24 protein-coding genes are annotated in these 25,517 nt (G+C 68.3%); 17 read left to right on the top strand and 7 right to left on the bottom strand.

From position 1 onward, the window contains the following. Nucleotides 1–35 precede the first annotated feature (35 nt). The 3 genes from QZ709_RS21140 to QZ709_RS21130 all read left to right on the top strand — a co-directional run bounded on the left by QZ709_RS21140 (nucleotide 36) and on the right by QZ709_RS21130 (nucleotide 4,095). On the top strand, nucleotides 36–2,120 hold the full coding sequence (locus QZ709_RS21140; protein ID WP_294639523.1) for a tRNA uridine-5-carboxymethylaminomethyl(34) synthesis enzyme MnmG: 2,085 nt from the start codon (nucleotides 36–38) through the stop codon (nucleotides 2,118–2,120). A 278-nt stretch (nucleotides 2,121–2,398) separates the two neighbouring features. Continuing rightward, entirely contained in the window at nucleotides 2,399–3,046 is a 648-nt protein-coding gene (gene rsmG / locus QZ709_RS21135) for a 16S rRNA (guanine(527)-N(7))-methyltransferase RsmG (RefSeq protein WP_294639540.1), read from the top strand. Beyond that, complete coding sequence (locus tag QZ709_RS21130; RefSeq protein ID WP_294639522.1) at nucleotides 3,043–4,095, top strand: hypothetical protein; 1,053 nt, start codon at nucleotides 3,043–3,045, stop codon at nucleotides 4,093–4,095. Before rsmG ends, QZ709_RS21130 begins: the two co-directional genes overlap by 4 nt. 50 nt (nucleotides 4,096–4,145) lie before the next feature. On the opposite strand, the gene QZ709_RS21125 is transcribed toward QZ709_RS21130, so the two are convergent. Further along, nucleotides 4,146–5,669, bottom strand: a complete 1,524-nt coding sequence (locus QZ709_RS21125; RefSeq protein WP_294639521.1) for a choice-of-anchor I family protein — start codon at nucleotides 5,667–5,669, stop codon at nucleotides 4,146–4,148. A gap of 200 nt (nucleotides 5,670–5,869) precedes the next feature. On the opposite strand from QZ709_RS21125, the gene QZ709_RS21120 reads away from it, so the two are divergent. From QZ709_RS21120 to QZ709_RS21105, 4 genes are all read left to right on the top strand, one after another. Further along, nucleotides 5,870–6,655, top strand: a complete 786-nt coding sequence (locus QZ709_RS21120; protein ID WP_294639520.1) for a ParA family protein — start codon at nucleotides 5,870–5,872, stop codon at nucleotides 6,653–6,655. Nucleotides 6,656–6,732: 77 nt separating this feature from the next. Then, nucleotides 6,733–7,650 carry a ParB/RepB/Spo0J family partition protein gene (locus QZ709_RS21115; RefSeq protein ID WP_294639519.1) on the top strand — a complete coding sequence of 306 codons (918 nt, stop codon included), beginning with the start codon at nucleotides 6,733–6,735 and terminating at the stop codon, nucleotides 7,648–7,650. A gap of 28 nt (nucleotides 7,651–7,678) precedes the next feature. Next, nucleotides 7,679–8,467 (top strand): trans-aconitate 2-methyltransferase, encoded by a 789-nt coding sequence (locus QZ709_RS21110; protein WP_294639518.1) that lies wholly within the window; start codon nucleotides 7,679–7,681, stop codon nucleotides 8,465–8,467. A gap of 46 nt (nucleotides 8,468–8,513) precedes the next feature. Then, the gene (locus QZ709_RS21105) at nucleotides 8,514–9,035 is read left to right on the top strand and encodes a flavin reductase family protein (protein WP_294639517.1); all 522 of its coding nucleotides are present in this window, start codon (nucleotides 8,514–8,516) and stop codon (nucleotides 9,033–9,035) included. Between the two features lie 39 nt (nucleotides 9,036–9,074). On the opposite strand, the gene QZ709_RS21100 is transcribed toward QZ709_RS21105, so the two are convergent. The 3 genes from QZ709_RS21100 to QZ709_RS21090 all read right to left on the bottom strand — a co-directional run bounded on the left by QZ709_RS21100 (nucleotide 9,075) and on the right by QZ709_RS21090 (nucleotide 13,156). Then, complete coding sequence (locus tag QZ709_RS21100; protein ID WP_294639516.1) at nucleotides 9,075–10,670, bottom strand: PAS domain-containing hybrid sensor histidine kinase/response regulator; 1,596 nt, start codon at nucleotides 10,668–10,670, stop codon at nucleotides 9,075–9,077. Nucleotides 10,671–10,804: 134 nt separating this feature from the next. Continuing rightward, entirely contained in the window at nucleotides 10,805–11,965 is a 1,161-nt protein-coding gene (locus QZ709_RS21095) for a GGDEF domain-containing protein (RefSeq protein ID WP_294639515.1), read from the bottom strand. Nucleotides 11,966–11,971: 6 nt separating this feature from the next. Further along, on the bottom strand, nucleotides 11,972–13,156 hold the full coding sequence (locus tag QZ709_RS21090) for a diguanylate cyclase (protein ID WP_294639514.1): 1,185 nt from the start codon (nucleotides 13,154–13,156) through the stop codon (nucleotides 11,972–11,974). A 168-nt stretch (nucleotides 13,157–13,324) separates the two neighbouring features. Here QZ709_RS21090 and QZ709_RS21085 point away from each other — a divergent pair, with 168 nt between their 5' ends. The 3 genes from QZ709_RS21085 to QZ709_RS21075 all read left to right on the top strand — a co-directional run bounded on the left by QZ709_RS21085 (nucleotide 13,325) and on the right by QZ709_RS21075 (nucleotide 15,176). Continuing rightward, a complete protein-coding gene (locus QZ709_RS21085; protein ID WP_294639513.1) occupies nucleotides 13,325–13,879 on the top strand; it encodes a cytochrome b in 555 nt (184 codons plus the stop codon). Between the two features lie 35 nt (nucleotides 13,880–13,914). Continuing rightward, nucleotides 13,915–14,529 (top strand): YceI family protein, encoded by a 615-nt coding sequence (locus QZ709_RS21080; protein ID WP_294639512.1) that lies wholly within the window; start codon nucleotides 13,915–13,917, stop codon nucleotides 14,527–14,529. Nucleotides 14,530–14,600: 71 nt separating this feature from the next. Beyond that, on the top strand, nucleotides 14,601–15,176 hold the full coding sequence (locus QZ709_RS21075; protein WP_294639511.1) for a YceI family protein: 576 nt from the start codon (nucleotides 14,601–14,603) through the stop codon (nucleotides 15,174–15,176). Here QZ709_RS21075 and QZ709_RS21070 read toward each other — a convergent pair. Next, on the bottom strand, nucleotides 15,166–16,080 hold the full coding sequence (locus QZ709_RS21070; protein WP_294639510.1) for a PEP-CTERM sorting domain-containing protein: 915 nt from the start codon (nucleotides 16,078–16,080) through the stop codon (nucleotides 15,166–15,168). The genes QZ709_RS21075 and QZ709_RS21070 overlap by 11 nt on opposite strands. Before the next feature lie 359 nt (nucleotides 16,081–16,439). Here QZ709_RS21070 and QZ709_RS21065 point away from each other — a divergent pair, with 359 nt between their 5' ends. The 7 genes from QZ709_RS21065 to QZ709_RS21035 all read left to right on the top strand — a co-directional run bounded on the left by QZ709_RS21065 (nucleotide 16,440) and on the right by QZ709_RS21035 (nucleotide 23,342). Further along, nucleotides 16,440–17,489 carry an ABC transporter ATP-binding protein gene (locus QZ709_RS21065; RefSeq protein ID WP_294639509.1) on the top strand — a complete coding sequence of 350 codons (1,050 nt, stop codon included), beginning with the start codon at nucleotides 16,440–16,442 and terminating at the stop codon, nucleotides 17,487–17,489. A 94-nt stretch (nucleotides 17,490–17,583) separates the two neighbouring features. Beyond that, nucleotides 17,584–18,921 carry a PotD/PotF family extracellular solute-binding protein gene (locus QZ709_RS21060; RefSeq protein ID WP_294639508.1) on the top strand — a complete coding sequence of 446 codons (1,338 nt, stop codon included), beginning with the start codon at nucleotides 17,584–17,586 and terminating at the stop codon, nucleotides 18,919–18,921. Between the two features lie 20 nt (nucleotides 18,922–18,941). Then, nucleotides 18,942–19,991, top strand: coding sequence for a porin (locus tag QZ709_RS21055; RefSeq protein WP_294639507.1), 1,050 nt, complete (start codon nucleotides 18,942–18,944; stop codon nucleotides 19,989–19,991). A gap of 60 nt (nucleotides 19,992–20,051) precedes the next feature. Then, complete coding sequence (locus QZ709_RS21050) at nucleotides 20,052–20,924, top strand: ABC transporter permease (protein ID WP_294639506.1); 873 nt, start codon at nucleotides 20,052–20,054, stop codon at nucleotides 20,922–20,924. Between the two features lies 1 nt (nucleotide 20,925). Beyond that, a complete protein-coding gene (locus QZ709_RS21045) occupies nucleotides 20,926–21,792 on the top strand; it encodes an ABC transporter permease (protein ID WP_294639505.1) in 867 nt (288 codons plus the stop codon). Between the two features lie 33 nt (nucleotides 21,793–21,825). Further along, nucleotides 21,826–22,644, top strand: coding sequence for a GntR family transcriptional regulator (locus tag QZ709_RS21040; protein WP_294639504.1), 819 nt, complete (start codon nucleotides 21,826–21,828; stop codon nucleotides 22,642–22,644). Between the two features lie 11 nt (nucleotides 22,645–22,655). Beyond that, the gene (locus QZ709_RS21035; protein WP_294639503.1) at nucleotides 22,656–23,342 is read left to right on the top strand and encodes an aspartate/glutamate racemase family protein; all 687 of its coding nucleotides are present in this window, start codon (nucleotides 22,656–22,658) and stop codon (nucleotides 23,340–23,342) included. Here QZ709_RS21035 and QZ709_RS21030 read toward each other — a convergent pair. Beyond that, the gene (locus QZ709_RS21030; protein ID WP_294639502.1) at nucleotides 23,339–24,169 is read right to left on the bottom strand and encodes an HDOD domain-containing protein; all 831 of its coding nucleotides are present in this window, start codon (nucleotides 24,167–24,169) and stop codon (nucleotides 23,339–23,341) included. The genes QZ709_RS21035 and QZ709_RS21030 overlap by 4 nt on opposite strands. Nucleotides 24,170–24,282: 113 nt before the next feature. Next, complete coding sequence (locus tag QZ709_RS21025; protein WP_294639501.1) at nucleotides 24,283–25,278, bottom strand: AraC family transcriptional regulator; 996 nt, start codon at nucleotides 25,276–25,278, stop codon at nucleotides 24,283–24,285. Between the last annotated feature and the right edge of the window lie 239 nt (nucleotides 25,279–25,517).

Here is a 25,517-nt window from a genome sequence, read left to right as displayed (position 1 = left end):
GTGGTTCGGCCACCCTGCCCGCTGTCGAGGTCCCCATGCTTTATCCCCAGGAATTTGACGTCATCGTGGTCGGTGGTGGCCATGCCGGCACCGAGGCCGCACTGGCCGCGGCCCGCATGGGGTGCGCCACGCTGCTGCTGACCCACAACATCGAAACGCTGGGACAGATGAGCTGCAACCCGTCGATCGGCGGGATCGGCAAGGGTCATCTGGTCAAGGAGGTGGACGCCCTGGGCGGCGCCATGGGCCTGGCCACCGACGAGGGCGGCATCCAGTTCCGAATCCTGAACTCCAGCAAGGGCCCGGCCGTGCGCGCCACCCGGGCGCAGGCGGACCGCATTCTCTACAAGGCGGCCATCCGCAAGCGGCTGGAGAACCAGCCGAACCTGTGGCTGTTCCAGCAGGCGGTGGACGACCTGATGGTGGAAGGTGACCGGGTGGTCGGTGCCGTGACGCAGGTCGGGGTGCGCTTCCGTGCGCGCGCGGTGGTGCTGACGGCCGGCACCTTCCTGGATGGCAAGATCCACGTGGGCCTGCAGAACTACAGTGCCGGCCGCGCCGGCGACCCGCCCGCCGTCTCGCTGTCTGCCCGACTGAAGGAGCTGAAGCTGCCGCAGGGCCGCTTGAAGACCGGCACGCCGCCCCGCATCGACGGCCGCAGCATCGATTTCTCGAAGCTGACCGAGCAGCCCGGTGACGGCGTCGGGCACGTGGGGGGATGGGGCGCGCCGGGTGAGCCGCTGTCGGCACCCGCGGGTCCTGAAGTGCCGGTGTTCAGCTTCCTGGGCACGCCGGCCATGCACCCCCGCCAGCTGCCCTGCTGGATCACGCACACCAACCAGCAGACCCACGACATCATCCGCTCCGGCTTCGACCGCAGCCCGATGTTCACCGGCATCATCGAAGGGGTGGGGCCGCGCTACTGCCCGTCGATCGAAGACAAGATCAACCGCTTCGCCGACAAGGATTCGCACCAGATCTTTCTGGAGCCCGAGGGCCTGACCACCAACGAGTTCTACCCCAACGGCATCAGCACCTCGCTGCCCTTCGACATCCAGCTCCATGCCCTGCGCACCATGCCAGGCCTGGAGAACGCCTACATCCTGCGTCCCGGCTACGCGATCGAGTACGACTACTTCGACCCGCGCGAACTGAAGTCGACCTTCGAGACCAAGGCCATCCAGGGCCTGTTCTTCGCCGGCCAGATCAACGGCACCACAGGCTATGAGGAGGCTGCTGCGCAAGGGCTGCATGCCGGCGCCAATGCCGCGCTGCAGGCGCAGGGCAAGCCACCTCTGACCCTGCGCCGCGACCAGGCCTATCTGGGCGTGTTGGTGGACGACCTGATCACCAAGGGCGTGACCGAGCCCTACCGCATGTTCACCAGCCGCGCCGAGTTCCGCCTGCAGCTGCGTGAGGACAACGCCGACATGCGGTTGACGGAACTGGGCCGCGAGGTGGGGCTGGTGGACGATGCCCGTTGGGATGCCTTCAACCGCAAACGCGATGCTGTTTCACGTGAAACAGAGCGACTGCGCACGAGCTGGGTCCGTCCAGCCACACTCCCCGCCTCCGAGGCGGAGCGCCTGCTGGGCAAGGCACTGGAGCACGAATACAACCTGGCAGACCTGCTCCGCCGGCCGGGCGTCACGTACGACCGGCTGACGGAGGTCGACACCATTGCCACCAACCGGCAGGCCGAGTTGCGTGCCCATGCCGGGGCGGAGGGCCAACAGGGTTTGCGTCAGCCAGTGACCCGAATGACCTTGCGCGAGGAGCTGGGTGACGCCCTGGCCGATGCCGTCATCGAGCAGGTTGAAATCAGCATCAAGTACGCCGGCTACATCGACAAGCAGAACGAAGAGGTTCAGCGGGCGGCGCACTTCGAACACATGAAGCTGCCGGCCGAACTGGACTACATGCAGGTGGCAGCCCTCAGCTTCGAGGTGCGGCAGAAGCTCGACAAGCACCGACCCGAGACGCTGGGGCAGGCATCGCGCATCTCCGGAGTCACACCCGCGGCGATCTCGCTGCTCCTGATTCATCTGAAAAAGGGTCGGTTCAAAGGCTTTGCGGCCAACGACGGTGCGGTGGACGGGGAGGGCGGCGCGGCCGCCTGATTTGCTCCGTCGTGGGGACGAGCCGTCTCCCGGCCGGCTGTTTCACGTGAAACAGCCCTGATCGCCGGGGGCGGTGCCAGCTCCCCGCCTTCGCCTCAATCTATCATCTGGTGGCATCGTGGGAGCCCCGCGCCCCGCTGAGCCTCATCGGAGTTTTCATGCCTCCTTCCTCTCGCGGCACCCCGTCGCGCCGACCCGCCGCATCCGCCGCTCGTCCGGCACCGGCCCCGCGTTCGTCTGCACCGGTACAGTGGAATGCCGAAGCCTGGACGCAGGCCATGCAGCCAACCGTGACGGCGCTGGGACTGCACCTGAGCGATGCCCAGCAAACGCTGTTGTCCCGCTACATGGTGATGCTCCAGCACTGGAACAGCACCTACAACCTGACAGCCTTGCGGGATGCACCCGACATGCTGACCCACCACCTGGCGGATTGCTTGACGGTGTTGCCGGCCCTTGGGCGTCATCTGTCGGAGCGCGCAGCGCTCGGCGGCGCGGGCCCGGTTCGGCTGCTTGACGTGGGCAGCGGGGGCGGTCTGCCCGGTGTGGTCCTGGCCATTTGCTGCGAAGGCGTGCACGTCACCTGTGTCGACACGGTGGGCAAGAAGGCCGCCTTCATCCGCCAGGTGGCGGCAGAGCTGCGGCTGCCGAACCTGAAGGCGGAGCACGCCCGGGTCGAACAGCTCAAGCAGAGCTACGACCTGATCACCTCGCGTGCCTTTGCCTCTCTGGTGGATTTCGTCACCCTGACGCACCAATTGCTCGCGCCGGGCGGCCTGTGGATGGCAATGAAAGGCAAGCCCCCCGAGGACGAGCAGGCCGCTTTGCCGGAAACCGTCCGGGTGTTTCACGTGGAACAACTCCATGTGCCGGGCCTGGACGCCGAGCGGTGCCTGGTGTGGATGCGCCCGGAGGCCGGGCAATGAGTCAGAAGAAGCGCGGCGGGGCCGGCATGCGCGTGCGGGTGTGGGTGTGGGCACCGGCTGTGGCGCTGGCTGCGACGACCCTGTCCGTCCTGCCCCACGCGGCGGCAGAGCCCGGTGCGGTGAGCCGTGCCGTGCAGGTGGCGCCGCCGCCGGGCTGGAACCCCGATGCGCCCTTGTTCATGGACGAGGCGCCGCCCGCCAGGCGCCCGAGTGAGCGGCCTGCGGAGCGCTTGATGGAGCAGGCAGTCGAGCGGACAGTCGAACGGAAGACCGAGCGCGTGGCAGACCGGCCGGCCGAACGGCCAGCCGCGGCGCGTGGTGCAATGGAGCGCACCCAGCACGCCGAGGCACGTGGCTCGGCTCGCCCGACGCCGTCGCGGTTGGCCAGCACGCCGGTCGAGGCCCGGGTTCCGGCGGCCGAATCGAAGTCCGTTCCCAGGCGGGCTGGCGACACAAGGCGGGACCAGGACACCGCCCCCCACAACGTCCCCCACAACGCCAAGGCCTCGCGAAGCGGGCAGGGCGAGCGGACAGACCGGCTGGTTTCTGCCAAGGCGCAGAAGGCCGACAAGGCAGAGAAGGTGGCGCGGTCGGGCAGGCCCGCAACTCCGGGCGGCAAGAACGCCCCGACCCAGGCGGCGCCCGCGAAGACGACGCCCGGTAAGGCGGCTCCTGCCAAGGTGACCCTGGCCAGGACGCATCCGGATCAGGCGTATGCCAGGCAGGGTGTGCGCAGTGCCCCCAGCACTGGCCGTGCCGGCGCACCAGCCGCGGTGCCCGTTCGCCCGGCCGGCAAGGCAGCAGCCAGCAAGGTGCACCCTACGGGGCAGGTCGCCAAGAAAGCCGCCGGCCGGTCCGTGGAGGGCGCTGGTGGCCGCACTGGAAGCAAGCCGCCTGTGGCTGGGCACTCCACCGGCAAGCCAGCGGGCCAAGCCCGTCAGGCTGTGCAGGCGGATGCCGCACGTGAAAACCGCGAGACCCGCTCGAAGGCCCCTCGGGGGGCACGCTCGACCACGCCGCCGCCCTCGAGGCCGTTGCGCCGGGGCTGAAGCCCGCGGCGCGATCCACAGGCCCCGCGCCCGCCGGGGCCTGCGCCGCCTCAGGCGGCCTTCACGCCACGACGGCGCATCAGGCCAATCACCGCCAGGCCAGCCAGGGCCAGCGCGTAACTTTCCGCCTCGGGCACGGCCGAGGTCAGGTAGAACACCGCGGTGGTGTTGGTCACCTCATTCGACAGTCCCAGGTAGTAGTCGTTGCCGATGCGGAAGCCCTTCAGTCCTTCCGGCGACACACTGCCCTCGGCCACCAGCATCCGCAGAAAGCTCACCTGGTTCGGGTCGGTGATGTCGAACGCGGCCACGGCGGCCTTCAAGGTGCGCTCCAGGCCCACGAAGGCGATGACCCGCCCGTTGATCTCCATGATCTCGATGCCCTCGGGCTCGACGCCCTTGTCGCGGCTGCGGCTGTCGTCATAGAGGCCCAGGGCGATGGCTTCGCGGTCCAGGATGTTGCCGCTGTCGTAGACCAGGTTGCCATCCTCGTCGCGGATGGAGAAGGAGCGTGCCCCCGCGGCGTACAGGTTGCCGGCGAACGAGTCGGTGTTCGACACGCGCAGGTTCGACAGCAGCGTGCCGTCGAGGCTCGGGTCCACGGTGCTGGCCGCGCTGCGGTCGGCGTCGTCTTCGCGGAAATCGCCCTCGTTGGCCATGACCAGGTAGGTGCGGCCGTTGCGCTCGTAGGTCGCCACGCCGTCCGGCATGTACAGGCCCTTGGCCTTCACCGAGGTCAGTTCGATCTTGCCGTCGTTCTTGGGATCGATCTGGTTGCCCGGCAGGCTGAAGTCCTTGGTGCCCAGCCCGACCACCTTGTCGAACTGGCCGGTCGCGATGTCGAGCACGCCGATGCCGTTGGCTTCCTGCAGCGTCACATAGGCCTTGGTGCCCGCGGCATTGACGGCGATGTACTCCGGCTCGAAGTCCATGCCGGTGTTGGTGCGCAGCGCCGTGCCCGTGCGCAGCGCGGTGCTCAGGTTGGTCGAGGTCGTCACCGTGCCGGTGGCCACGTTGATGATGCTCACACTGCCAGCCGGATCCAGCGCATGGCTGCCATAGGTGCGGGGGAAGGTGCCGGCCGGCGACGTGCGTGCGCCATAGTGGTTGCTGTTCGGCGTGGCTTCGTTGGCCACCAGGATCTTGCTGCCGTCCTTGGTGAAGGTCAGCATGTCCGGCAGCGGGCCCACCGTGTAGCTGCCCGTCAGCGTCCGGCTGGCGGTGTTGTAGAGCTGGACCACGCCCGGCAGCTCGCGGTTGCTGCTGTTTTCGATGGCCAGGGCCGCCACCCCGTTGTGGATGCTGACGCTGTTGACCGAGCCGAAGGCGCGCGTGTCGATGCGCTGCAGGAAGGAGCCGGTGCGGGCATCCAGAATGTCAATGCCGCTCACGCCGGACACCCACACCTCGTTGCGCAGGCCGTCAAAGCTCAGGATCTCGGACAGGTAGCCGTTCGTGCTGTTGTGCGCGTGGGTCCAGCTGAGTGCCGCCTGGTCCAGCAGGCCGGCCTGGGATGGCAGGGCCAGCACGCTGAGCGCCACGCCGGCTGCCATCGAAACAAGAGTCTTTTTCATAGGGTGATACCGCTTGAGGATGGGATGCATGCGCCGGGTCGGGTGAGTGGGCGCAGGGCGGCCCAAGGGTCGCTGCGCGGTGTGAAGCCCGCGTGACGAAAACGGCCCGGATGCTGGCCGCAGCCCCCGCACACACGGGGGTGACACCGCCTCGCCGCCGACAGACCGCGGGCGACAGAGGGGGCGTGGATAATTCCGGGATGCCGCACATCTTCTGCATCGCCAACCAAAAGGGTGGGGTGGGTAAAACCACCACGACCGTGAACCTGGCCGCTGGCCTGGCCCAGATCGGGCAGCGTGTGCTGATCGTCGACCTGGACCCTCAAGGCAACGCCACCATGGGCTCCGGCGTCGACAAGCGGACCCTGGCCCACAGCGTCTACGACGTGCTGCTGGAACATGCCTCCGTGGCCGAAGCCCGGGCGCGCAGCCCCAAGGGCGGTTATGACGTGCTGGGCGCCAACCGCGAGCTCTCGGGCGCCGAGATCGAGCTCGTCAACCTCGAGCGGCGCGACCGTCGCCTGAAGACCGCCCTTGAGGCGGCCGAGGCCGACTACGACTTCGTGCTGATCGACTGTCCCCCCAGCCTCAGCCTGCTGACCCTGAACGGCCTGACCTGTGCCCACGGTGTGATCGTGCCCATGCAGTGCGAGTACTTCGCGCTCGAAGGCCTCACCGACCTGGTCAACACCGTCAAGCAGGTGCACGCCAACCTCAACCGCGAGCTGCAGCTCATCGGCCTGCTGCGGGTGATGTTCGATCCCCGCATCACGCTGCAGCAGCAGGTCAGCGAGCAGCTCAAGGGCCACTTCGGCGACAAGGTGTTCAACACCGTCATCCCGCGCAATGTGCGCCTGGCCGAGGCCCCCAGCTATGGCGTGCCCGGCGTGGTGTTCGACCCGGCTTCCAAGGGCGCGCAGGCTTTCGTCGCGTTCGCCGAGGAACTGGTGGAGCGCGTCAACGCAGGGTTGCGCACGGCGGCCTGAGCGCCCCGATCCGGTCTCCCCATGTGACTCTGCCGCCCCCGGGGCGGGCGAGCGTGAAACAGGGGACAATCCTGCCCATGGCGACCAAGAAATCCAAAGGCCTGGGCATGGGCCTGGAGGCCCTGCTGGGCCCCAAAGTCAGCGACATCCCGGCCACTCCGGCGGCCGAGGGCCAGCCCTCGGTGCTCAAGCTCGCGCTGCTGCAGCCCGGCAAGTACCAGCCGCGCACGCGCATGGACGAGGGCTCGCTGTACGAGCTGGCCGAGAGCATCAAGTCGCAGGGCATCATGCAGCCCATCCTGGTGCGTCCGGTGGGCGAGGGCCGCTACGAGATCATTGCCGGTGAACGCCGCTCGCGCGCGGCCAAGCTGGCCGGGCTCGACGAGGTGCCGGTGCTGGTCAAGCCCGTGCCCGACGAGGCCGCCGCCGCGATGGCGCTGATCGAGAACATCCAGCGCGAAGACCTCAACCCGCTGGAAGAGGCCCAGGGCCTGCAGCGCCTGACGGCCGAATTCGGCCTCACGCACGAACAGGCGGCGCAGGCCGTGGGCCGCTCGCGCAGCGCCGCCTCCAACCTGCTGCGCCTGCTGAACCTGGCCGAGCCGGTGCAGTCCATGCTGATGGCCGGCGACATCGACATGGGCCACGCGCGGGCGCTGCTGCCGCTGGACAAGGCGCTGCAGATCACGACTGCCAACGAGGTGGTCGCCAAGAAGCTCAATGTGCGCGAGGCCGAAAAGCTGGTCGCCAAGGTGCAGGGCTCGGCCGGCCGTCAGACGCCGCTGCTGCGCGTCAAGGGCGAGAAGTCGCGTGACGTGCTGCGTCTGGAAGAAGAGCTGTCCGACCTGCTGACTGCCGCGGTGCAGATCCACGTCAAGAAGCGCACCAAGCGCGGTGAGCAGGGCGAGGTCACCATCGCCTTCGGCAGCCTGGATGAGCTCAACGGCCTGATCGACAAGCTGCGCGCCGCCGCGCCCCCGGCCCGCGAAGCCTGAGGCTGCGCTGACCGTGCTCGCCCGGTTGATGACATGGCCTGTGCCGGCGCTGCTCACGTGGGGCGCCGCCTGGGCCCTGTCGGTGATGCTCAAGGCGGCCGGCGCACCGCTGTGGGCGGTGCTGGCCTTGCCGGCCGCGGCTGCGGCCTGTGCGGCGTTGCTGCCGTTCGTGGCCGCCACACCGTGGCGCCGGGTGTTCGTGGCGGCCGGCTTTCCGCTGAGCGTCGTGGCGCTGGGGCAGGGTGCCGGTCTGCCGGGCTGGTTGTGGCTGCTGCCCCTGGCCGTGCTGCTGCTGGCCTACCCGCTCAACGCCTGGCGCGATGCGCCTGTGTTTCCCACCCCGCAGGGCGCCCTGCAGTGGCTGCCCGTCCACGCGCCCCTGTCCGACCCGGCCGGCCGCGTGCTGGATGCGGGCTGCGGCCTGGGCGATGCCCTGCATGAACTGCGCGCGGCCTATCCCCAGGCCCGCCTGGAAGGGGTGGAGTGGAGCTGGCTGTGGTGGGCCGTGGCCGCCTGGCGCTGCCGTGGGCTGGCCCGTGTGCGCCGGGGCGACATGTGGGCCGACAGCTGGGCCGACTGCGCGCTCGTCTACCTGTTCCAGCGGCCGGAGAGCATGCCCCGCGCGATGGCCAAGGCCGCGGCCGAAATGCGCCCGGGCAGCTGGCTCGTGAGCCTGGAGTTCGAAGCGCGTGACGACGCCGGCCAGCGGTGGACGCCCCACGCCCGGCTGGAAGGCGCAGCGGGCTCACGGCCCGTGTGGATCTACCGCATGGGCCCCGCAGCCGGCGCGCCGCGGCAACAGCCTGCCGCGCACTGAGGGCAGCCCGGGCCCACTACACTGGCAGCTTGCCAGCCCCGCCACCATGTCGACGCCTTCCGCTTCCTCCTCCGCCTCGCTCCCGCTGCCGTTCACCCCGGAGGAGTTCCGTGCTGCACTGGGCCAGTTCACCACCGGGGTCACCATCGTCACCGCCCGCGACCCGCAGGGCCAGCTGATCGGACTGACGGCCAACTCCTTCAACTCGGTGTCGCTGACGCCGCCGCTGGTGCTGTGGAGCCTGTCGCGCCAGTCGACCTCGATGCCCGGCTTCCAGCGCGCCTCGCACTACGCCATCAATGTGCTGGCGGCCGACCAGCGCGTGCTGGCCGAACGGTTCGCGCGCAAGGGCATCGACCGATTCGAGGGCACGCCGTGGCGGGCTGGACTCACCGGCGCCCCGCTGATCGAAGGGGCTGTGGCCACGTTCGAATGCCGTCACCACGGCTGCCATGACGCCGGTGACCACGTCATCTTCGTCGGCCAGGTGGAACACTGCCACCGTCGCGTGGGCGTGGCCCCGCTGGTCTACCACGGCGGTCGCTTCTTCACCGAGCTTCCCCTCTGACACGGTCCGGGCCTTGCAGGCCCGGCTCCGGCCGGCGGTTCAGGGCAGGTGCTGCCCCACGGCCAGCTGGTCGAGCAGGCGCAGCAGCCGGCCCACGTCCAGCGGCTTGGTCAGGTAATCGACAAAGCCGCGCCGGCGTGCCTCGCTGATCTGGTCGGGCATCGCATCGGCCGACAGCGCCACACACGGCACGCAGGCCAGCGTGGCGTGGCTGGCCAGGGCATCGGCCACGTCCAGCCCGCTCATGTCGCCCAGGTGCATGTCCAGCAGCATCAGCTGGGGTGGGTGGGACAGTGCCATCTCGATGGCCTCGCGGCCGCAGCGCGCCACCTCCAGGTGCCATTGCGGGCGCATCCGCAGCACCTGGCGGACCAGTTCGACGTTGACCACGTTGTCCTCGGCGTACAGCACGGTGAGTGCGCCGCTGTGGGCGTCGTCCTGGCCGTCCAGGGTGCCGAAGCCCGAGCGGCCGCCGGGCTCGTCATCCTGGCCTGGCGCGGCGGCAGCCGGCAACCAGACCCGGAAGATGCTGCCTTCACCCGGCCGGCTGCTGACTTCGATGCGGCCCTGCATCAGCTCCAGCAGGCGCCGCACGATCACCAGGCCAATGCCCGTGCCCTCTACCCCCGTGCGCTCCGCCCCGAGGCGGTTGAACGGCTCGAACAGGTGGGCCAGCTGATCGGCATGCAGGCCACGCCCCGTGTCCATCACGGTCAGCACCACCTCGTCGCCCACGGCCATGGCTTCCAGCTGCACCCGGCCACCCTGGCGGTTGTACTTGATCGCGTTGGACAGCAGGTTCACCAGGATCTGCCGCAGCCGTACGTGGTCGGCGCGCACATACAGCGGGCCCACCGGCGGCGCCACGGTCAACGTGAGCTCACTGGCTGCCGCCTGATTGCTGACCATGGCGGCGGCCTCGTCCTGGGTCTGCTGCACCGACACCGGCCCGATCTGCATGGGCATGCTGCCCGCTTCGATGCGCGACAGATCGAGCACATCGGTCAGCATGGCCAGCAGGTGGGCGCCGGCCCGTTCGATGTGCTGCACGCTGCGCTGCTGCGTCTCGTTCAGCGGGTGGCGGGGGTCGACCCGCAGCAGCTGCGCAAAGCCCAGCATCGCGTTCAGCGGGGTGCGCAGCTCGTGACTCATGCGGGACAGGAACTCCGTCTTGGCCTGGCTGGCGCGCTCGGCGGCGCGGGCGCTGTTCATCGCCTCCTGCAGCTGCCGCCGTTCGGTGATGTCCTCGATCACCGAGACGAACTCGGTGGGCTCGCCCCGCGTGTCGCGCATCAGCACCGTGCTCACATGCACCCACACCACGGTGCCATCGGGCCGGATGTAGCGTTTCTCCAGGGTGTAGCGCGGCCGCTGGCCGTACAGCGTGGCCTCGATCTCGGCGGCGGTGACGGCATGGTCCTCCGGATGGGTGAGGTCCAGCACGTTCAGCCCGACGAGCGCCTCCTGCGGTCGGCCGACGATCTCGGCAAACCGCTGGTTGCCTTCCAGCACGCGGCCGCTGGGTGCCACCCGGGCAATGCCGACGCCGGCGGCCTCGAAGACCTGGCGGTAGGGATCCGTTGCGGGCGCGCGGTCGCCCTCATGCACAAGAGGGACGACGCTGGGGGACAGCATGACGGCAATCGATCAAGACGGGGCGCCACCTCGCACGGCCTGCCGCATCTGGGTGCTGGCTGCGCCGCGTCCTCCATTGCATCCACGGGGGCGGGAAGGTGGCGGCTCCCGTCCGGTGTGATGCCCGCACTGTCTCACAGATGCGGCTGCTCTGCCAGAGGGCGCTCCCGGGGCTGACGCGACGTGGCCGGCAGCACCTCGGTGCGCTGCCGGCCCGCGGCCTTGGCAGCGTACAGGGCCTTGTCCGCACGCTCCAGCGTGGCATCCAGCGGCTCGCCGGCCGGGTGCTCGGTCACCCCGGCAGAAAACCCGAGCTTCAGCCCGATGTCGCTCACGGGCCGAGCCTGCAGCTCATCTCGGATACGGGCCAGCGCCAGCTCGGCGCCGACCGGGCCGGGCTCCGGACTGGGCAGCATCAGCAGGAACTCCTCGCCGCCCCACCGGGCCAGGGTGTCCGTCTGGCGCAGCACCTGGCGGGCCGTCTCGGCAAAGTGCCGCAGCGCGGCGTCACCGGCCTGGTGGCCGTGCTGGTCGTTGATGCGCTTGAAGTGGTCCAGGTCCATCAGCGCCAGGCAGAAGCCTTCGCCCGTGCGCTGCTGGCGCTGCATTTCCTTGTCGATCAGCGCGAGCATGTGCCGCCGGTTGACCAGGCCCGTGAGCTCGTCGCGCGTGGCGATCTCCTGCAACAGGTCCAGCGCGTGGCGCAGCTCCGCCTTCTGCTGCACCAGCCGGGCCCGCACCTGGGCCACGTAGAAGGCCACCGCCGACACGGCCGGCAGCGTGCTGGCGGCCAGCACGAACTTGATCAGCTCCAGCCGCGGGTCGAAGGTCACCGGGTCGATGTGGACCATGGCCGCCATCACGCCGCCCAGGCCCAGCACCGTGGCCGCACCCATCACGAACACCTGCCGTGCCGACAGCGTGAACATCCCGAACACCAGCACCAGCGCAATCATCATCAACACCGAACTGCGCACCGGCCCGGTGATGGCATAGGCAAACAGGATGGCGCCCAGCGCATACAGACACTGCGGCAGGTCCATCCCGGGGCTGCCCATCCGGCTCGACCAGTTGCTGCGCACCAGCAGGTAAAAGGTCGACATGCCGATCCACATGTAGGCCATCAATGCTTCGCCCGGCCCCCGCTCCACCAGGCCGATGTGCATGGCATAGACCAGCAGCACCGAGCTCACGCTGTAGCCCCACACGGCGATCATCGACAGCCGCACGCGCTCGCGCACCCGGCGATCGGCGCCGAGCACGAGGTCGTTGAGGGCCCGCCAACCTTTTCGCATGGTCGCTCAGCCTCGCTCTGCGCCTGCACGGTGCAGGGCGTGGATGGTGCGCGGCGGACCCTCGTGCACCACGGTGCAATTGCGGCCGCCCGCTTTGGCAGCGTAGAGCGCGCGGTCGGCGCGGTCCACGCACTGGTCCAGCGGCTCGTCGTCGACATACGGCGTCAGCCCCGCGGAAAACGTGAGCTTCAGCTCAGGTACCGAGGGCGAGATCGTGGTGCCAGTCACCGCCTCGCGGATGCGCTCCAGACCGGCGAGCGCCTGCTCCTGCGTCGTGTCATTGAGCAGCACCAGAAACTCCTCGCCACCCCAGCGCGCCAGCACATCGGTTTCCCGCAGTGCCTGCTGGGCCGTCTGCGCGAAGCCGCGCAACACCTCGTCGCCCACGCCATGGCCATGGGCGTCGTTGATCCGCTTGAAATGGTCGATGTCGAGCAGCGCCAGGCAGAAGCGGTGGTGCCCCGAGCGCTGCAGGCGCTTCTGATGCTGGTTGATCACCTCGATCATGTGCCGACGGTTCACCAGCCCGGTCAGCTCGTCGCGCGTGGCCAGGATCTGGATGCGGGTCAGCGCATGGGCCAGCTCGTTCTTCTGTGTCTGCAGGCGGGCGCGCATGCTGCTGAGCTGTGCGGCCAGCGTCGAGATCGTCGGCACGATGGCCACCACCAGTGCAAAGTGCACGAACTCCAGGCGCAGCGGGTAGAGCCCCGGGTCGGTGTTCACCTTGTAGGCAATGGCCAGCCCCATCAGCACCACCGTGTAGCCGCTGGCCAGCCGGGCCGCCTGCGGTTTGAGGTTGAAGATGCCGAACACCAGCACCAGGGTCAGCAGCATCATCACGGCCCCGTGGGCGGCGCCGGTGGTGGCATAGGCGCCCACGATGATGGTGAGGGCCGCCATGATCTGCGGCAGCGTCAGGGCCGGGTCGTTGCAGCGCAGGTTCAGACCCGAGCGCAGCAGGGCGTACCAGAAGGCGATGTTGGCCACGATCAGCGTCGACAGAGCCTGGGCCTCGTCGCGGTTCATCAGGCCGACCAGGCACGCGTAGACCTGCAGGCCGATGCAGGCCACGAACACGTTGGCCGCCATCAGCGAGCGCTTGATCCGCAGCCGCTGCTTGGGGTCCGTGCCGAGAATGAGGTCGATGATGCCGTGCATGGCGAAGCTGGCCGAAAAGCCAGGGTGGTACATCGGAGGTTTCGGACGAAACCACCCAAGCTTTAACGGGTCATACGCAGAATCGCCCCAGGGTGTGCCCCACTGTTCAAATTTCCTGAAACGAGGCGTGAACCAGCCTCAACCGATTTCACGACACGGCGGGCACACTGCCATCAGACCCTCGCAAACCGGAGTTCACCCATGTCCCAGGCCACCCGCCGCTACACCCTGACCGCCATCGCGCTGCACTGGCTGCTCGCCATCGGCATCCTGGGCGCCTTCGCGGTGGGGCTGTATGTGGATGACCTGCCGTTCTCACCGGCCAAGCTCAAGCTCATCAACTGGCACAAGTGGGCGGGCGTGACCATTCTGGCGCTGTCGGTGCTGCGCCTGCTGTGGCGCCTCACGCACCGCCCGCCGGCCTTGCCGGCCCGCATCGAAGCCGCCATGCCGCGCTGGCAGCGTGCGGCCCACCACGGCACCCACCACCTGATGTACCTGCTGTTCTTCGCTGTGCCCCTGCTGGGCTGGGCCTACAGCTCGGCCAAGGGCTTTCCCATCGTGTGGTTCGGCGTGCTGCCGCTGCCCGACTGGGTGCCTGTCAGCGACGACCTGGCCGCGGTGCTCAAGCCCCTGCATGCCCTGGCCGCCTGGGGCCTGATCGGCCTCGTGGCCGTGCACGTGGCCGCCGCGCTCAAGCACCAGTTCATCGACCGCGATGGCCTGCTGGACCGCATGCGTCCCGGCCGCGCCTGATCCCCCGCTTCCGTCCCTCGAAAGGAATCCGACCGATGTCTGCCTCCCTCCGCCTGCGTGGACGCCTTCTGGCACCGGCCGCCGTGGCCGCCATGGCGCTGTTCGCCGCCGCTGTGCCTGCCCAGGCCCAGAACGCCGCGGCCGCCCCCGCAGCCCAGACCCTGGTGCCTGCCCAGAGTGAGGTCACCTTCGTGGCCAAGCAGCTGGGCGTGCCGCTCAACGGCCGCTTCAAGGCCTTCAGCGTTCAGAGCAATTTCAACCCCAAGGCCCCGCAGGCCAGCCAGGTCGCGTTCACGATCGACTTGGGCAGCGTGGCCATCAACGCCGAAACCGATGCCGAACTGGCCAAGCCGGACTGGTTCAACACGGTCAAGTTCCCCAAGGCCACGTTCCAGTCGTCGGCCATCAAGCCCACCGGCCCGGGCCGCTTCGACGTGGCGGGCAAGCTCACCATCAAGGGACAGGCCCGTGACCTGGTCGTGCCCGTGCAGCTGACGCAGGCCGCCGGCGTGACCACGGCCGCGGGCGGCTTCACCCTCAAGCGCCTGGACTTCAACGTGGGCGGCGGCGACTGGGGCGATCCGTCCATCGTCGCCAACGAAGTCCAGGTCAAGTTCAAGCTGGCGCTCAAGGGCGTTCCCGCCCTTTGAACCGCCCCCCCAAGCTTCACTCAACCCTTTTGTTCAACGGTGCCCTGCGCACCCCATTTCAGGAGCCCTGCATGACCCGTCTTGCCCTCTCGACCCTGGCCGCTGCGGCCGCTGTGCTGACCTCCGTGGCCCACGCTGCCCCCGCCACCTACAACATCGACCCGACGCACACCTTCGTCACGTTCGAGGCCAAGCACTTCGGCACCTCCACCGCCCGCGGCCGCTTCGACAAGAAGAGCGGCACCATCGTGCTGGACAAGGAAGCCAAGAAGGGTTCGGTCGACATCACGATCGAAACCGGCTCGATCAGCACCGGCGTGGGCCCGTTCGACGGCCACCTCAAGAGCAAGGACTTCTTCAACAGCGAAGCCTTCCCCACCGCCACGTTCAAGAGCGACAAGCTGGTGTTCGACGGTGAGAAGGTGACGGCCGTGGAAGGCACCCTGACGCTGCTGGGCAAGAGCCAGCCCGTCACGCTGAAGGCCGAAGGCTATGGCTGCTACCAGAACCCGCGCATCCAGCGCGAGGTGTGCGGTGGCGACTTCGTCACCACCATCCAGCGCAGCGCCTACGGCATGAGCTATGGCGTGCCCAACATCCCGGACGACGTCAAGCTTGTCATCCAGATCGAAGCGATCAAGCAGTAAGCGCAAGTCGCGCGCGTCGGGATGACGCGCGCCAGCCCAGCCCGGCCACCCCGGCGAGCATCAGGACCCAGGTGGCCGGCTCGGGCACGGCAGGCGGCGTGTCCAGCGTCACGTAGAACGACGTGGTGGTCCGCGCGGCCACCCCCATGTCCAGCATCACGGCCACCTCCTGGTCGGTCGTGTTGACCAACGTCAGGTTGAATGGCTTGACCATGGTCGTGCTGAACGACAGGCTCGGATCGGTGCTGCCCACCAGGTTGTACGGCGTGGTCAGGTCCACCGTGGCCGAGGCATTGAACACATCCGAATCCGCCGAGAAGGCCGACCAGTTCATGCTGAACAACAGGCGGTCTGCCCCGAAGGCCAGCTGCCAGTCCAGCACATTGCCCTGCGCGGCGGCCCAGTCCGCCACCGGCTGCGCGTCCAGCGTGTAGCTCACGGTCAGCACGCCGGACAGGGTCACCAGTGAACCGGCGGCCACCATGACGTGCGGGCGGTCCATCAGCGACCAGACGTCGGGCCCCACCACGGGCGAGCTGCTGAAATGCAGGCCGCCGGGCGTCCCCACCACGTCGTCCAGCGAGGCAGCCGTCTCGGCGCGGATCCCGTCGGGGCCGACCTCGACGTGGCCCTGGCTTCCTGCGTAGCTCAGCGGGCTGGCCGGCAGCAGGCTGTCCGACCAGGTGGGCACGGCCGGATCGTTGTCGAAGACGCTCAGCGTGAACCCGCCTGCCACCACGCCCGGCTGGGGCGACAGGTCGGCCAGGCTGCGCACGGTCAATTGCAGGTCGGTGAGGGCCGCGCTCGCGCGCAGCACCTCAGGGCTGGCGGCCAGCGCGGGCAGGGCCGCGGCAAGGCCGATGGACAAGACCAGCGGGGCGACCGCAGGCAGGCGGATGGACATGGAAGCACTCCTTGTTTCTTTATCGTGTTGAGGCCGGGCGACTTTTCCGCCAGGCGGCAAGCCGGGTATAGCGCAAACCAGAGGCCCCACCCATCCCGACTGTCGCGTTCCGTTTCATCCATTCGGGTGATGGCGGGCCCACCTCGGGAGGAGGAAAGTGCCCTTGATGTATGCAAAACGGTGCGCTTTTTGTATGCAATCTGGTGCAGGTTTTGTATGCAATCTGGTGCGTGGCGCACCAAGCCCAGGCGCTTGCGCGCTCAAGAAGGCCGGATCAGCGGGGTTCTGCGGCCAAAACTCGCTGGCACGGCCTTTGCGCTATGTGAAGCCGTCTGCCGCATCCTGCCGAGGCCTCCACCATGTCTTCCCCTTCCTTGCACGACCAGCGTCTGGCCACCATGGCCAGCCAGCCCGACCTTGAACTGGTGCAGCTGGTCAAGCGCTATGGCGAGGGTCCCGATGCGCCGGTCGCCGTGCAAGGCATCGACCTCCACATCGCGGCGGGCCACTACTGCTGCCTGCTCGGCCCGTCGGGTTGCGGCAAGACGACCACGCTGCGCATGATTGCCGGCCATGAAGGCGCCAGCGCCGGCGACATCATCCTGGGTGGCCGCAACATCACCAACCTGCCGGCCTCGGCGCGCGGCACGGCCATGATGTTCCAGAGCTACGCGCTATTCCCGCACCTCAGTGCGCTCGACAACGTGGCCTTCAGCCTGAAGATGCGCGGTGTGGACAAGGCCACCCGCCAGCAGCGCGCGATGGACCTGCTCGAGCGTGTGTCGCTGCAGCACCTGGCCGCGCGCAAGCCGGCCGAGATGTCCGGCGGCCAGCAGCAGCGCGTGGCGCTGGCCCGCGCCCTCATCACCGAGCCGCGTGTGCTGCTGCTCGACGAACCGCTCTCGGCGCTCGACCCCTTTCTGCGCATCCGCATGCGGGCCGAACTCAAGGCCTGGCAGAAGAGCCTGGGCATGACCTTCATCCACGTCACCCACTCGCAGGAAGAGGCCATGGCCCTGGCCGACCAGATCGTGGTGATGAACGCCGGCCGCATCGAACAGGATGGCAGCCCGCGCGAGGTCTTCAATGCGCCGCGCACCGAGTTCGTGGCCCGTTTCATCGGTGGGCACAACGTGCTGCCGCTGGACCAGGCCAAGGTCGCCGTGCGCACCGACAAGACCCGCCTGCTGGACGAGGCCGGCGGGGCAGGGGGCCTGGGCGCCACCGTCACCGGCGTCGAATACCAGGGCACCTACGTGCTCGTCACGCTCAAGGGCGATGCGCTGCCCGGTGAGGGCGAGCTCAACGTCGTGCTGGGCGAAGCCGACTACGCCGCCCGAGCCTGGCAGCCCGGCGAACGCGCCCGCGTGCACTGGGCCGAAGCCGATCTGCACCGCCTCGCGGCCTGAAGCGCCCCCCAACCCGATCTTCACCACCGAACAGGCTCATGTGCTGAGCCTGCGGGGATCCCTTTTCCTGTCAACCCAACCTGGAGAGCCCACCATGTCCCGTGATCCCGAAGACCAAGCCTGCCAGAGCGCGCCGCTCGCGCCCAGCACCCCCCTGGCGAGCGACGCGTCTCCCTGTGGCCTGTCGCGCCGCACCGTGCTCAAGAGCGGCCTGCTCGGCGCCGGCGGCATCCTCGCCAGCGGCTGGGCCCCGGCCATCCACGCGGCCGACCCGATCACGCTGCGCTACCTGGGCACCGCGGTCAACCAGGACAAGGCCATTGCCGAGAAGTTCGCGGCGGACACCGGCATCAAGATCCAGTACATCCCCGTCACCACCGACGACGTCACCAAGCGCGCCGTCACCGCGCCCAACAGCTTCGATCTGATCGACACCGAGTACTTCAGCCTCAAGAAGATCATCCCCACCGGCAACCTGAAGGGCATCGACGTCAAGCGCATCAAGCACGCCGACAAGATCACCCCGCTGTTCACCCGTGGCGAGGTCAACGGCAAGAAGGTCGGCGACCAGGGCACGGCGCCCAAGAAGGTCATGTTCCTGGAAGGCGAGAAGAGCAAGGCCTTCGCCAAGGCCCCGACGCAGTTCATGACGCTGATCCCCACCGTGTACAACGCCGACACGCTGGGCATCCGGCCCGACCTCATCAAGCGGCCCATCACCAGCTGGAAGGAACTGCTCAACCCCGAGTTCAAGGGCAAGGCCGCCATCCTCAACATCCCGTCCATCGGCATCATGGACGCGGCCATGGTGGTCGAGGCCATGGGCCTGTACAAGTACCCCGACAAGGGCAACATGACCAAGGCCGAGATCGACCTGACGATCAAGACCCTGATCGAAGCCAAGCGTGCCGGCCAGTTCCGCAGCCTGTGGAAGGACTTCAACGAGTCCGTCAACCTGATGTCGTCGGGCGAGGTCGTGATCCAGTCGATGTGGTCGCCCGCCGTCACGGCGGTGCGCACCAAGGGCATCGCCTGCACCTTCCAGCCGCTCAAGGAAGGCTACCGCGCCTGGGCCGCCGGCTTCGGCATCCCGGCCACGCTGTCGGGCAAGAAGCTCGATGCCGCCTACGAATTCATCAACTGGTTCCTCGATGGCTGGGCCGGCGCCTACCTGAACCGCCAGGGCTACTACAGCGCCGTGCTCGACACCGCCAAGGCCAGGATGGAAGCCTACGAGTGGGCTTACTGGATGGAAGGCAAGCCCGCCGCGCAGGACATCAAGTCGCCCACCGGCCAGGTGCTCGCCAAGAAGGGCGAGGTGCGCGATGGCGGCAGCTACGAGCAGCGCATGGGCGGCATCGCCTGCTGGAACGCGATCATGGACGAGAACACGTACATGGTCAGCAAATGGAACGAATTCGTCGCAGCTTGATTCACCCGGAGTACCTGTTCATGTCCCACACCCCATTCCGTCTGTCCGGTCTCACCGTGGCCCTGCTGGCGCTGGCCGGCGTCGCCCAGGCCCAGTCCAGCGTCACCGTCTACGGGGCCATCGGCCTCGACGTGGTCAGTGCCACCCACGTCTACAACGGCACCAGTACCGGCTCGGTCGTCAAGGTCGATGACAACGCCATCGTCAACTCGCGCATCGGCTTCAAGGGCAGCGAAGACCTGGGCGGCGGCCTCAAGGCCCAGTTCGGGCTCGAGTCCAGCGTGCGCCCCGACACCGGCACCGCCGGCAACGGCGGCACTACCTTCTTCAACCGCGGTTCTTACGTGGGCCTGGCCGGTGATTTCGGCAGCGTGCGCGTGGGCCGACAGTGGAACGTGGCCGACGACTACATGGGCAACTACTTTGCCTTCGGCTTCTACTCGGCTTTCCTGCTGGGCGGCTTCGGCCCCCTGTCCGACCTGACCAACAACGCCATCAAGTACACCACGCCCAAGATCGGCGGCGTCGAAGCCGGCCTGTTCTACGGCCTGGGCGAGCAGGCCGGCCGCACCTCCGCCGGGCAGACCTTCCAGGCGGCCCTCAACTACGCCGAAGGCCCGGTCGGTGTCGGCGGCGTGGCGTACTCGGCCAAGAGTCCCACGGCCGGTGTCGGCGCCACCACCATGTACGCGCTGGGCGCGTCCTACCAGTTCGGCGCGGTCAAGGCCCGGGTGGGCGTGGCCACAGCCGATGTGAAGGACGTCACCGCGGCGGGCACCTACAAGGCCAACGTCGTCGATTTCGGGGTGGACGTGCCGCTCAGCGCCCAGGCCTCCCTCAGCCTGGACTACGTGAAGTACGACAAGAAGGACAGCGACGACGACACCGCCTTCTTCCGTGCCCGCGGCGCCTATGCCCTGTCCAAGCGCACCACGCTGAACGCCAACGTGATCTTCCTGAACAACTCGGGCAACGCCGATTTCGCCTTCGTCACGCAAGGGCGTGGTTTCGCGGGCAAGGCCGGCCAGAGCCAGACGGTCCTCACCGCCGGCATCACCCACGCGTTCTGAGAAACCTGAGCAGGTGCTCACGTCCTGGCGGCGTGGGCCTTGCTTGCACGAGGCCCCAGCATGAAAGCACTTCCTTCCTGGCTGCAGGCCACGCCCATGGGCGTGGTCTTCCTGGTCTTTTTCGTGATGCCGCTGCTGCTGGTGGCCGCCGTGAGCTTCTGGCCGCAGAACGAGTACACGCTCGAGCCCGGCTTCACCCTGGCCAACTACACGGCGCTGTTCGATGGCTGCTTCAACCCTCCCGATGGCGAGCTGTGCACCACCGTCAAGACCTACCTGTCCACGCTGAAGTTCTGCGCGCTCGTGTGGGCCATCACGCTGGTGCTGGGTTTCACGCTGGCCTACTTCGTCGCCTTCCACGTGCCCAGCGTGGCCGCGCAGACGGTGCTCTTCACCGTCATGACCATCCCGTTCTGGACGTCCAACGTCATCCGCATGATCTCGTGGATCCCGCTGCTGGGCCGCCACGGCTGGGTCAACACCACGCTGATGGACCTGGGCCTCATCAACCAGCCCATCGAGTGGCTGCTGTATTCCGATTTCTCGGTGGTGCTCGCCTTCGTGCACCTCAACACCACTTTCATGATGGTGCCCATCTTCAACTCGATGATGAAGATCGACCGCGCGCTGATCGAAGCCGCCGACGACTGCGGCGCCAGCGCCTGGCAGACGCTGTGGCACGTCATCGTGCCCCTGTGCCGCACCGGCATCCTGATCGGCTCCATCTTCGTCATCACCCTGGTGATGGGCGATTTCGTCACCGTGGGCGTCATGGGCGGCCAGCAGATTGCCTCGGTCGGCAAGACCATCCAGGTGCAGACCTCGTACCTGCAGTTCCCGCTGGCCGCGGCCAATGCTGTCGTGCTGCTGGGCGTGGTGCTGCTCATCATCGCCGCGCTCAACCGCCTGGTCGACCTGCGCAAGGAACTCTGACATGAACAAACGCGGCTTCTGGCCTCTGGCCCTGGTCTTCGGGCTCTATGTGCTCTTCCTCTATGGCCCCGTCATCACCATCTTCGTGCTCAGCTTCCAGGGCCCCGAAGGCGGCCTGACCTTTCCCATGCGCGGCCTGTCGCTGCACTGGTATGAAGAGCTGTTCAAGGGCCTGGGCGTGGTCGACATCGGCGCGGCCGTGCAGCGTTCGCTGGCGCTGGGCGCCGTCGTCATGGCCCTCACGGTGCTGATCTCGCTGATGGCGGGCCTGGCCTTCCGCAAGGGCTTCAAAGGCAGCGGCGTGCTGTTCTACAGCTCGGTGGCCAGCCTCATCATGCCCAGCATCATCATCTCCCTGGGCATCGGCCTGCAGTTCCGCCTGTTCGACACCCTCGTCAAGGGCCTGCTCGAGCAGTGGGAATGGACGGACGCCCTCGAGGCCTACACCACCCTCATGGGCCTGTACACCTCGGGCCTGGGCGCGCACCTGACCTGGACGCTGCCCTTCGGCATGCTCATCATGTTCGCCGTCTTCAACCGCTTCAACCCGGCCTACGAAGAAGCCGCTCGCGACCTGGGTGCCACCCCCTGGCAGACGCTGCGCCACGTCGTGCTGCCGCTGATCGGGCCTTCGCTCGTGGGCGTCGGCATGTTCGGCTTCACCCTCAGCTGGGACGAAATCGCCCGGTCCTCCCAGGCCATCGGCGACCTCAACACCCTGCCGCTCGAACTGCAGGGCCTGACCACCACCGTCACCACCCCGTCCATCTACGCGCTGGGCACGCTCACCACCGTCACCTCGCTGCTGGTGATCTTCGTGGCGCTGGCCGGCGTGGCCCTGATGCGCCGCCGCACCCGCGCCACCTGACCGACACTGCAACCGCCCGACCGGAGCCCCGCCATGACCGCGCCCGACGACGATTCCGTGCCAGCCACCGCCGCCACGCTGTCCGATGACGACATCTACGAACGCCTGATCGAGGCCATCGTCGATCAGCGCCTGCTGCCTGGCACCAAACTGGTGGAAGACAAGCTCGGCCAGGCCTTCGGCGTGTCGCGCACCCGCATCCGCCAGGTGCTGATCCGCCTGGCGCAAGAGCAGGTCGTCACCATCCAGCCCAACAAGGGCGCCAGCATTGCCGAGCCCACCGTCACCGAAGCACGCGAGGTGTTCGAAGCCCGCAGCGTGGTCGAGGCCCTGCTGGTGCGCCGCTTCATCGAGCACACCGCCGGCCGCGCCCGCACCCAGGCGCTCAAGGCCTTGGCCGCCTGCATCGAAGCCGAAGAAGACGCCCGCCAGCGCGGTGACCATGCCATGGCGCTGCGCCAGTCCGGCCGCTTCCACCTGCTGCTGGCCGATGCCGCCGGCCACCAGACCTTTGCCCGCTTCCTGCACAAGCTGGTGTCGCGCACCAGCCTGATCCTCATGAGCTACGCCCCGGTCGAGCGCAGCCGCCCGCCCGCCAGCGCCACGCCCGTGCGCTGGGTGCAGGCCTGCCGCTGCGACGAACACCGCGGCCTGCTGTCGGCGCTGCGCGCGGCCCAGGGTAATGCGGCCGAGGCCACCGACCACGCCGTGCGCCTCATGACCGACCACCTTGCCCACATCGAAGCCGGCCTGTGCTTCAACCAGCCCGAGCCCGCGCAACCCGATGTGTTCGATGCCCTGACCACCCCTCGCCGCGGGCGTCGTCCCCGCGGCCCGGCCAGCCCGGCCTGAGCCGCCACCCCATGCACGTCCTGCTCCTCAACCCCAACACGCGCGCCGACCTGACGGACGAACTCGTGGCCCTGGTGGCCCCTTCGTTTCAGGACACGGGTGTGGCCGTGCGGGGCGCCACCGCGCCGTTCGGGGCTGACTACATCGCCAGCGAACAGACCTACCTGATCGCCGCCCATGCCGTGCTTGATGCCTGGCATGCCCACGTGCAGCAGCACGGCCGGCCGTTGGCCGTGCTCGTGGCGTGTTTCGGGGATCCGGGCGTGTGGGCGCTGCGCGAGGTGGCCGGCGTGCCCGTCATGGGCCTGGCCGAAGCCGCCATGCGCGAGGCCGAAGCCATCGGCCCCTTTGCCATCGTGACCGGGGGAGCGGCCTGGGGCCCGATGCTCGAACGCCTGGCCCGCGGCCTGCGCCTGCATGGCGAGCAGACCCCACGCGGCCTGATGGCGGTGCACACCGTGGCGGCCTCCGGCGGCGCCCTGCGGGCCGCGCCCGATCAGGCCCTGGCCGAGCTGTCTTCCGCGTGCGTCGATGTCGTGGCGGCGCAAGCCCATCGGGCGCGGCCCCTGGATGCCGTCATCCTGGGTGGCGCCGCCCTGGGAGGCTGGGCCAGCCGCCTGGCGCCCGTGCCTTCCGTGCCTGTGATCGACAGCGTCGAAGCCGGGGCCCGCTGGCTGCGCCGAGTGGCCGTGGCCTAGCCCTGCTGCATGTTCAGGCGTTCGCACACCCGCATCGTGGCCAGCTGAAACGCCTGGAAATGCAGGCCCACCTGGGCCGCCACCGGCTCCAGCTCGGCCCACACCGCCTCGGTCGACTGCATCCGTGCCGGGTTCAGCAGCAGGTTGTCCACGGCCGCGTCGATCGTCAGCAGCCGCTGCACCGTCGGCCGCTCCTGCGTCCACTGACTGGGTGTGTGCGGGCGAGCGCGCACCGTGTCGGCCACATCCCGCGACAGGCCCCACGACTGCACCATCGCGGCGCCCAGCGCCGAATGGCTCACGCCGAAGGCCTCGATCTCGGCGGCGCACAACAGCGCCTCGTCTTCGTTCTCCGCCTGCGTTTCCAGCTCGGTGTAGCGCGTGCTGTCGTACACGTACAGCACCGCGCGGCCCGATTCGGCAAACAGGCCGGCGGTATGCGCCAGCCACGGGTCCACGTCCAGCTGGCGCGCAATGCGGCTCATGGCCAAGCCACGCACCCCCGCGCGATCCCAGATGCGTTGCAGCGTCGGGCTGGGCGGAAACGCCCCGCGCAGGCCGATCTCGTAGGTCAGGCCGGCCACCTGCGCCATGCCCAGGTAGCGGATCGCCTCGTGCACCGTCTCCACCCGCTTGAGCAGGCCGAACAGCGCCGAGTTCACCGTGCGCACCACCGCAGACGACAAGGCCATGTCCGTCTCGATCAGCCCTGCCAGCTGGTCGACCGAACTCTCGTCGTCGGCCATCAGCAAGGACAGCTTCACCAGCGTGTTCGGGCACGCCGGCAGATCGATGTTCAGGTTGCGCAGCTGGGGAGCGATGCTCATGGTCGGCTTTCCTGTCTACCGGGGCAGTCTAGGCTGTTCGCAGGGGCGCAGAAAGCCGGACATCGCCGGCAAAACGTGCGCTATCTCTCGCCTTGGGGCGAAATCGCCGCCCCTCAGCGCGGAATGAACCGCCGCCGCAACTGCCCGCTCGACGGCGGTGGCAAGCCCTGTTCCCGCCGGAACGTGCTGGGCGCCACGCCCTTCCAGCGCCGGAAGGCCTCGATGAAGGTCGTGACATCCGCATAGCCCAGCCGCTCGGCAATCTCGCCGTGCGTCAGCGTGGCGCTGGCCATCAGCTCCTCGGCCAGGGTCGAGCGCACCTCTTCCAGCAGCGTGCGGAACGTGGCCCCCTCGGCCGTCAGATGCCGGCGCAGCGTGCGCGAGGTCATGCGCATCTCGGCCGCAATCTCCTCCATGTCGGGGATGTGGCCCGGCGTGCGCATCAGGCGGTTGCGCACCGCGGCGGCCACGCCCGTGCGGGCCTTGCGCGCATCCACCAGGCGGCGGCACATCTGCTCGCACAGCTGCATGGTGTGGGCGTCGGCCTGCGGCAGCGGCATGTGCAGGTGGCTGGCGTCGAAGCTGCCAGCCTCGCGGGCCTGGCCGAACAAGGGGCGGATGCCGAACAGCTCGGTGTAGGCCGCCGCCACCTCGGGCGAAGGCTCGGGCCGCCGCATCTCGACGCGGTTGTAGGGCAGGGGGCGACCCATGATCTCGCGCTGCAGCGTCACGGCGGCGGCACGGTCGCGGTCGACGATGAACTGCCGCACGTCCGGCGGCAGGTGGTCGCTCTGGTAGGTGATGTTCACCACGCTGTCCAGCTGCTCCACCGTGTTCGTGGTCAGCGCGAACGTGTGGTTCAGCATGCGCGAACCCATGCTCACGGCCGCACCCAGCGTCGGGCTGCTCAGCAGGGCGAAGCCCCACAGCCCGTAGGTGGTCACGTGGTAACGCGTGCCGGCGATCAGGCCCAGCGTGGGCAGGTGCGGCAGCTCGGTGATCAGGTTGCGGATCAGCTGGACCTCCTGCAAGGCCTCGATCTCGCTGCCCGGATCGTCCAGCACGGCCCGGGTGATCCCCGTGTGCTGAAGCATGGCATCGACGCTCACGCCGTGGTCGAACCCCACTTGCGTCAACACCCGCGCTGTGGCTATGCCACGGCGGAAATCCCAGATGTTTCCTCGAGATGACGTCTTTTGACTCATGACCGCTCTCACCGATCGCCTGATTTAGTCAACCGATTATGCGGGGTACACCCCCGTGTTTGAACGGGTTTTGTACGTTGCTAACTAAAAACGCAACTGATTCTCATTTTCGGACAATGAGCAAAGGGAGCCGCAGCGGCACC

This window comes from uncultured Aquabacterium sp., assembly GCF_913773725.1.
In the GTDB taxonomy this organism is placed as follows: domain Bacteria; phylum Pseudomonadota; class Gammaproteobacteria; order Burkholderiales; family Burkholderiaceae_C; genus Aquabacterium.
Note: the sequence above shows the minus strand (reverse complement) of the source record. Positions and strands in the feature narration are given on the sequence as shown.

Coding starts and splice junctions, on each gene's coding strand:
- QZ709_RS21140 (WP_294639523.1), top strand. CDS start 36: ATGCTTTATCCCCAGGAATTTGACGTCATCGTGGTCGGTGGTGGCCAT.
- rsmG (WP_294639540.1), top strand. CDS start 2,399: ATGCAGCCAACCGTGACGGCGCTGGGACTGCACCTGAGCGATGCCCAG.
- QZ709_RS21130 (WP_294639522.1), top strand. CDS start 3,043: ATGAGTCAGAAGAAGCGCGGCGGGGCCGGCATGCGCGTGCGGGTGTGG.
- QZ709_RS21125 (WP_294639521.1), bottom strand. CDS start 5,669: ATGAAAAAGACTCTTGTTTCGATGGCAGCCGGCGTGGCGCTCAGCGTG.
- QZ709_RS21120 (WP_294639520.1), top strand. CDS start 5,870: ATGCCGCACATCTTCTGCATCGCCAACCAAAAGGGTGGGGTGGGTAAA.
- QZ709_RS21115 (WP_294639519.1), top strand. CDS start 6,733: ATGGCGACCAAGAAATCCAAAGGCCTGGGCATGGGCCTGGAGGCCCTG.
- QZ709_RS21110 (WP_294639518.1), top strand. CDS start 7,679: ATGACATGGCCTGTGCCGGCGCTGCTCACGTGGGGCGCCGCCTGGGCC.
- QZ709_RS21105 (WP_294639517.1), top strand. CDS start 8,514: ATGTCGACGCCTTCCGCTTCCTCCTCCGCCTCGCTCCCGCTGCCGTTC.
- QZ709_RS21100 (WP_294639516.1), bottom strand. CDS start 10,670: ATGCTGTCCCCCAGCGTCGTCCCTCTTGTGCATGAGGGCGACCGCGCG.
- QZ709_RS21095 (WP_294639515.1), bottom strand. CDS start 11,965: ATGCGAAAAGGTTGGCGGGCCCTCAACGACCTCGTGCTCGGCGCCGAT.
- QZ709_RS21090 (WP_294639514.1), bottom strand. CDS start 13,156: ATGTACCACCCTGGCTTTTCGGCCAGCTTCGCCATGCACGGCATCATC.
- QZ709_RS21085 (WP_294639513.1), top strand. CDS start 13,325: ATGTCCCAGGCCACCCGCCGCTACACCCTGACCGCCATCGCGCTGCAC.
- QZ709_RS21080 (WP_294639512.1), top strand. CDS start 13,915: ATGTCTGCCTCCCTCCGCCTGCGTGGACGCCTTCTGGCACCGGCCGCC.
- QZ709_RS21075 (WP_294639511.1), top strand. CDS start 14,601: ATGACCCGTCTTGCCCTCTCGACCCTGGCCGCTGCGGCCGCTGTGCTG.
- QZ709_RS21070 (WP_294639510.1), bottom strand. CDS start 16,080: ATGTCCATCCGCCTGCCTGCGGTCGCCCCGCTGGTCTTGTCCATCGGC.
- QZ709_RS21065 (WP_294639509.1), top strand. CDS start 16,440: ATGTCTTCCCCTTCCTTGCACGACCAGCGTCTGGCCACCATGGCCAGC.
- QZ709_RS21060 (WP_294639508.1), top strand. CDS start 17,584: ATGTCCCGTGATCCCGAAGACCAAGCCTGCCAGAGCGCGCCGCTCGCG.
- QZ709_RS21055 (WP_294639507.1), top strand. CDS start 18,942: ATGTCCCACACCCCATTCCGTCTGTCCGGTCTCACCGTGGCCCTGCTG.
- QZ709_RS21050 (WP_294639506.1), top strand. CDS start 20,052: ATGAAAGCACTTCCTTCCTGGCTGCAGGCCACGCCCATGGGCGTGGTC.
- QZ709_RS21045 (WP_294639505.1), top strand. CDS start 20,926: ATGAACAAACGCGGCTTCTGGCCTCTGGCCCTGGTCTTCGGGCTCTAT.
- QZ709_RS21040 (WP_294639504.1), top strand. CDS start 21,826: ATGACCGCGCCCGACGACGATTCCGTGCCAGCCACCGCCGCCACGCTG.
- QZ709_RS21035 (WP_294639503.1), top strand. CDS start 22,656: ATGCACGTCCTGCTCCTCAACCCCAACACGCGCGCCGACCTGACGGAC.
- QZ709_RS21030 (WP_294639502.1), bottom strand. CDS start 24,169: ATGAGCATCGCTCCCCAGCTGCGCAACCTGAACATCGATCTGCCGGCG.